Annotated in this window: 5 protein-coding genes; 3 read left to right on the forward strand and 2 right to left on the reverse strand. The window is 71.3% G+C overall.

Annotated features, from left to right (window positions below; genetic code table 11):
- The first annotated feature begins 155 nt into the window (after positions 1-155).
- The 3 genes from AB0O34_RS36140 (at position 156) to AB0O34_RS36150 (ending at position 3,046) form a co-directional block, all read left to right on the forward strand.
- Positions 156-971: an ATP-binding cassette domain-containing protein gene (locus AB0O34_RS36140; RefSeq protein WP_363923396.1), complete on the forward strand. Its 816-nt coding sequence runs from the start codon at positions 156-158 to the stop codon at positions 969-971.
- Positions 928-1,767: an ABC transporter permease gene (locus AB0O34_RS36145; RefSeq protein ID WP_363923398.1), complete on the forward strand. Its 840-nt coding sequence runs from the start codon at positions 928-930 to the stop codon at positions 1,765-1,767. The genes AB0O34_RS36140 and AB0O34_RS36145 overlap by 44 nt, the downstream gene beginning before the upstream one ends.
- A 70-nt stretch (positions 1,768-1,837) precedes the next feature.
- Complete coding sequence (locus AB0O34_RS36150) at positions 1,838-3,046, forward strand: DUF418 domain-containing protein (protein ID WP_363923400.1); 1,209 nt, start codon at positions 1,838-1,840, stop codon at positions 3,044-3,046.
- A gap of 41 nt (positions 3,047-3,087) precedes the next feature.
- Here AB0O34_RS36150 and AB0O34_RS36155 read toward each other — a convergent pair whose 3' ends face one another.
- Entirely contained in the window at positions 3,088-3,882 is a 795-nt protein-coding gene (locus tag AB0O34_RS36155; RefSeq protein WP_363923402.1) for a GntR family transcriptional regulator, read from the reverse strand.
- A 62-nt stretch (positions 3,883-3,944) separates the two neighbouring features.
- Positions 3,945-4,586, reverse strand: a 642-nt coding sequence (fabG, locus tag AB0O34_RS36160) for a 3-oxoacyl-ACP reductase FabG (protein ID WP_363923404.1), incomplete at its 5' end; no start/stop codon positions are given.

A 4,586-nucleotide genomic window follows, 5' to 3' on the forward strand; every position in this document is an offset into this window, starting at 1 on the left:
TGTTCTCTTCAGATGTGGCAGCGCTTGCGCGTGGGGCGCGACCGCCGCGCCGCGGCGGTCGCGGGCGTGCTGGCCCAGATGGACGCCGCCGAACGCGATCGGCTGGCGGGCGCCGTGGAGCCCCTGCGGCGGCTGGCGGAGGGATTGGAGCAGGAATGACAACTGACATACCGGCGGTCGAGTGCGAGGAGCTGACCTACCGCTTCGGTGACCACCGGGCGGTCGACGGCGTCTCGCTGCGGGTCGTCCCGGGAGAGATCTTCGGGCTGCTCGGGCCCAACGGAGCGGGAAAGACCACCACCATCCGCGTCATCACCACCCTGCTCCCTCTACAGGGCGGGCAGGCCCGCGTCTTCGGCGTGGACGTCGACCGGCGCAAGATGGAGGTCCGCAGGCTGATGGGGTACGTGCCCCAGCAGCTGTCGGCGAACGGCGCGCTCACCGGCAGGGAGAACGTCTCCCTGTTCGCCCGGCTGTTCGACGTGCCGAGGCGCGAGCGCCGCGACCGCGTGGCCGAGTCGCTGCGCGCCATGGGCCTCGAAGACGACGCCGACCGGATCACCTCCGCCTACTCGGGCGGCATGGTCCGCCGCCTGGAGCTGGCCCAGGCCCTGGTCAACCGGCCCCGGCTGCTCATCCTCGACGAGCCCACCATCGGCCTGGACCCCATCGCCCGGTCCGGAGTCTGGGACCGCATCAACGAACTGCGCGAGACCACGGGCATGACCGTGCTGGTCACCACGCATTCCATGGACGAGGCCGACGCCATGTGCGACCGGGTGGCCCTCATGCACCTCGGCACGCTGCGCGCGATCGGCACCCCCGCCGAGCTGAAGGCCGCGCTCGGCGGGGACGCGACCCTCGAGGACGTGTTCCGGCACCACGCGGCCGATGCCCTGGACAACTCGCTTCCTCAGGGAGGATTCAGTGAAGTACGCACCACTCGCCGTACCGCAGGGCGCGTCGGCTGACACCGGACTCTTCCCGGTCCGGCGGCCACCCGCCTGGCGGCAGTACCCGAGCCGGGTGGCGGCCCTGTGCCTGGTCGAGCTGCAGAAGATGCGGCGCGACCGCACCGAGCTGCTGACCCGCGCCATCCAGCCCGCCCTCTGGCTGATCATCTTCGGCGAGACCTTCAGCAGGATCCGCGCCATCCCCACCGGCAGCGTTCCCTACCTGGACTTCCTCGCGCCCGGCATCCTGGCGCAGTCGGCACTGTTCATCGCCATCTTCTACGGCATCCAGATCATCTGGGAGCGTGACGCCGGAGTGCTGACCAAGCTGCTGGTCACCCCCACCCCGCGGTCGGCGCTGGTCACGGGCAAGGCGTTCGCGGCGGGCGTGCGCGCGCTCACCCAGGCCGTCGTCGTGCTGCTGCTCGCCGCGCTGCTGGGCGTCGCGATGACCGGCAACCCCCTGAAGCTGGCCGGCGTGGCCATCGTGCTGCTGCTCTCGGCCGCCTTCTTCTCCTGCCTGTCCATGACGATCGCCGGGCTCGTCCTCACCAGAGACCGGCTGATGGGCATCGGCCAGGCCATCACCATGCCGCTCTTCTTCGGGTCCAACGCGCTCTACCCGGTGGCGCTGATGCCGGCCTGGCTTCAGGTGATCAGCCACGCCAATCCGCTCAGCTACGAGGTGGACGCCCTGCGCGGGCTGCTCATCGGCACCCCCGCACACCTGGCCCTGGACTTCACGGTGCTGATCGTGTCCGTGGTGCTCGGCGTCACCGCCGCCTCAGCCCTGCTGGGCCGCCTCGCCCGCTAGGGTCCTCCGGTCACCTCTTTAGGGAAATGCCTGATAGATCCGCACAGCAAGTCCTAAGATTTCGAATTCCGTGGACACCAATCCCCCGCCCGGGGGCGTGACCGACATCCGCCCTTCGACACCCGATGGCGCCGAACCACCGCCCACTCCCCCCGGCGGACGGCTGGCGGGGGTCGACCTGGCCCGCGCGATCGCGCTGTTCGGGATGTTCGCCGTCCACGTCGGCCCCGATCCGGCGAACGTCGGCGGGATCCCCGGCGCCTTCCTGGAGCTGTTCCGAGGTCGCTCGTCCGCGCTCTTCGCGACGCTCGCGGGGCTGTCGCTGGTGCTGATCAGCGGTCGCACGCACCCGAAGACCGGCCGGGAGGGGCGGCAGGTGAAGGCGCGGATCGCGCTACGCGCCCTCATCCTCATCGTGCTCGGCACGGGGCTGACGATGCTCGGCACCCACATCTCGGTGATCATCCCCTACTACGGGGTGTATTTCCTGCTGGCCCTTCCGCTGCTCCTGCGCGGCGCGGCTACCCTCACGGCCGCCGCCACGCTGGTGGCTCTGGTGGGCCCGTTCCTGACGTTCGCGCCGCTGGTCATTCCCGAGTCCTGGCTGGACACCTTCGCCGCGTACGACCCCGTCAACGCGCTGGACGGCCGGGGGTTCATCGACCTGGTGCTCGTCGGGGCGTACCCGGCGGTGACGTGGATGGCGTACGTTTTCGCGGGCATGGCGCTCGGGCGGGCCGATCTGGAGGCCGTGCGGGTCCGCAAGCGGCTGGCCGCCACCGGCTGCGCGCTGGTCGCGGCCGGGTACGGCGGCTCGTGGCTCGTCCTCCACGTCTTCACCGACCTTCACCTGGCGGTCGACGCGGCCGCCGCGCGGGGGTCGGCCTCGGCCGCCGAGCAAGACGGCTCGCTCACCGAGCGGCTGCTGGTCGCCTCCCCGCACAGCGGGACCACGTTCGAGCTGGTGGGCAACGTCGGGGTGGCGATCCTGGTCATCGTGCTCGCCGTCAGCGCGCTCGCCGCGCTGCCCCGCCTGCGCCGGATCGCGTCGCCGGTCATCGCCATCGGCTCGATGTCGCTCAGCGCGTACGTCGCGCACATCCTCGCCGTGAGGTACGTGGACGCCGAGGGGCTGCTCGGTTCGACCGGCGCCGTGCTCGTCGCCCTGGTCCTGCTGAGCGTGTTCTTCGCCGCCCTCTGGTCGCGCTTCTTCCGCCGGGGCCCGCTGGAGCACCTCCTGCACGCCGCCACAGCGGGGCCGGCGAAGCTGGTCAGGTGAGCGTCAGCGCGTCTCCACCCGCACGTCGTGCTCCGATGCGGTCAGCCCGGGACGTGGTGAAGGTCGATCAGGCGGCCACGGCCCCGGGCGGAGTCGGCGGTGCCGGAGGGACCTGCGGTGCGTACAAGAACCTTGGTACGGTCGGCGCGGAACAGGTCGTGGGAGAACTCGAAGGAGTGGCCCGCCTGGTCGAAGGTCGTGCGGGTCACCGCGAGCAGCGGTATGCCGACCGGCACGTCGAGCACGGCGGCCTCGTCGGGACCCGCCGGCACCGCCTCGATGGCCTCGATCGCCTCCACCGGGCGCACGCCGTACCGGTCGGCGAGCAGGTCGTAGATCGAGCCGCCGAGCGGCAGCTCCAGCAGGCTGGGAAAGCGCAGCGCGGGAAAGCGCGCGTTCTCCAGCGAGAGCGGCTGGCCGTCGGCGAGGCGGATGCGGACGATCTCGGTGACCAGGTCGCCGGGGTCGACGCCCAGCGCGGAGGCCGTCGCCTCGTCGGCGGCGACGATGCCCGCGCTGACGACCCGAGATCCGGCGGTGAAGCCCTGCTCGCGCAGCAGCGCGGGCACGCCGATGACGCTGGACAGGTCTCGTTCGATCTTGGCCTTGCTGACGAACGTGCCGCCGCCGCGCCCGGGGACCCGGCGTACGGCGCCGAGTCCCTCCAGGGCGCCGAGCGCCTGGCGCAGCGTCGACCGGCTGACGCCGAGGCGGGTGGACAGCTCGCGTTCGGAGCCGAGGCGCTGGCCCGGCTCCAGCTCGCCGGCCGAGATGAGGGCGAGGAGTTCCCGGCGGGCGGCCTCTACCGCGCTCTCATCTCCCTGGTCGCGGGACACGTCATCACCTTTCTCGCCATGGCACCAAACCAGAGCGGAGCCCGAAGGATCGCCCGATTAGATCACATGAGACCCAGCGCCTCCTGAGATTCGGGAAGGATCTGGCCGCCGTCGACGACCAGCGAGTGGCCGGTGATGTAGGCGGCCTCGTCGGTCGCGAGGAACAGGCACGCGTTGCCGATGTCCTCGGCCGTGCCGAGGCGTCCCATCGGGATCGCGGCCCGCATCCCGCGCAGGTAGTCCTCCCCGTGCTCCACCAGGCTCTCGGTCAGGATGTTGCCGGGCAGTACGGCGTTGACCGTGATGCCCTTGGGCGCCAGCTCCATGGCCGCGGTGCGCATGAAGCCGAGCTGGGCGGCCTTGCTGGCCCCGTAGTGGGACCAGCCGGGGTACCCGGTGACCGGCCCGGTGATCGAGGAGGTCAGGATCACCCTGCCGTGCCCGGACGCCTGGAGCGGTGCCAGGCACGCCTTGACGCAGAGCATCGTCCCCTTGACGTTCACGCCCATGACCTCGTCGATGTCGTCCTCGGTCATGTCGGTCAGCCGCTTGTCGGGGAAGATCCCGGCGTTGGCGCACAGCACGTCCACGCCGCCGTGCCGCTTGACCGCCGTCTCCGCGATCAGCGCGCAGTCCCGCGCCTTGGAGACGTCCGCGACGAGATGGGAGACCCCCCGCTCGCCGGCCGCCGCCCCGGCGGCCTC

The organism is Sphaerisporangium sp. NPDC088356 (assembly GCF_040685555.1).
Taxonomy (GTDB): domain Bacteria; phylum Actinomycetota; class Actinomycetes; order Streptosporangiales; family Streptosporangiaceae; genus Sphaerisporangium.

Excerpts from the sequence above, each read along its gene's own strand:
- AB0O34_RS36140 (WP_363923396.1), top strand. The coding sequence starts at position 156 with ATGACAACTGACATACCGGCGGTCGAGTGCGAGGAGCTGACCTACCGC.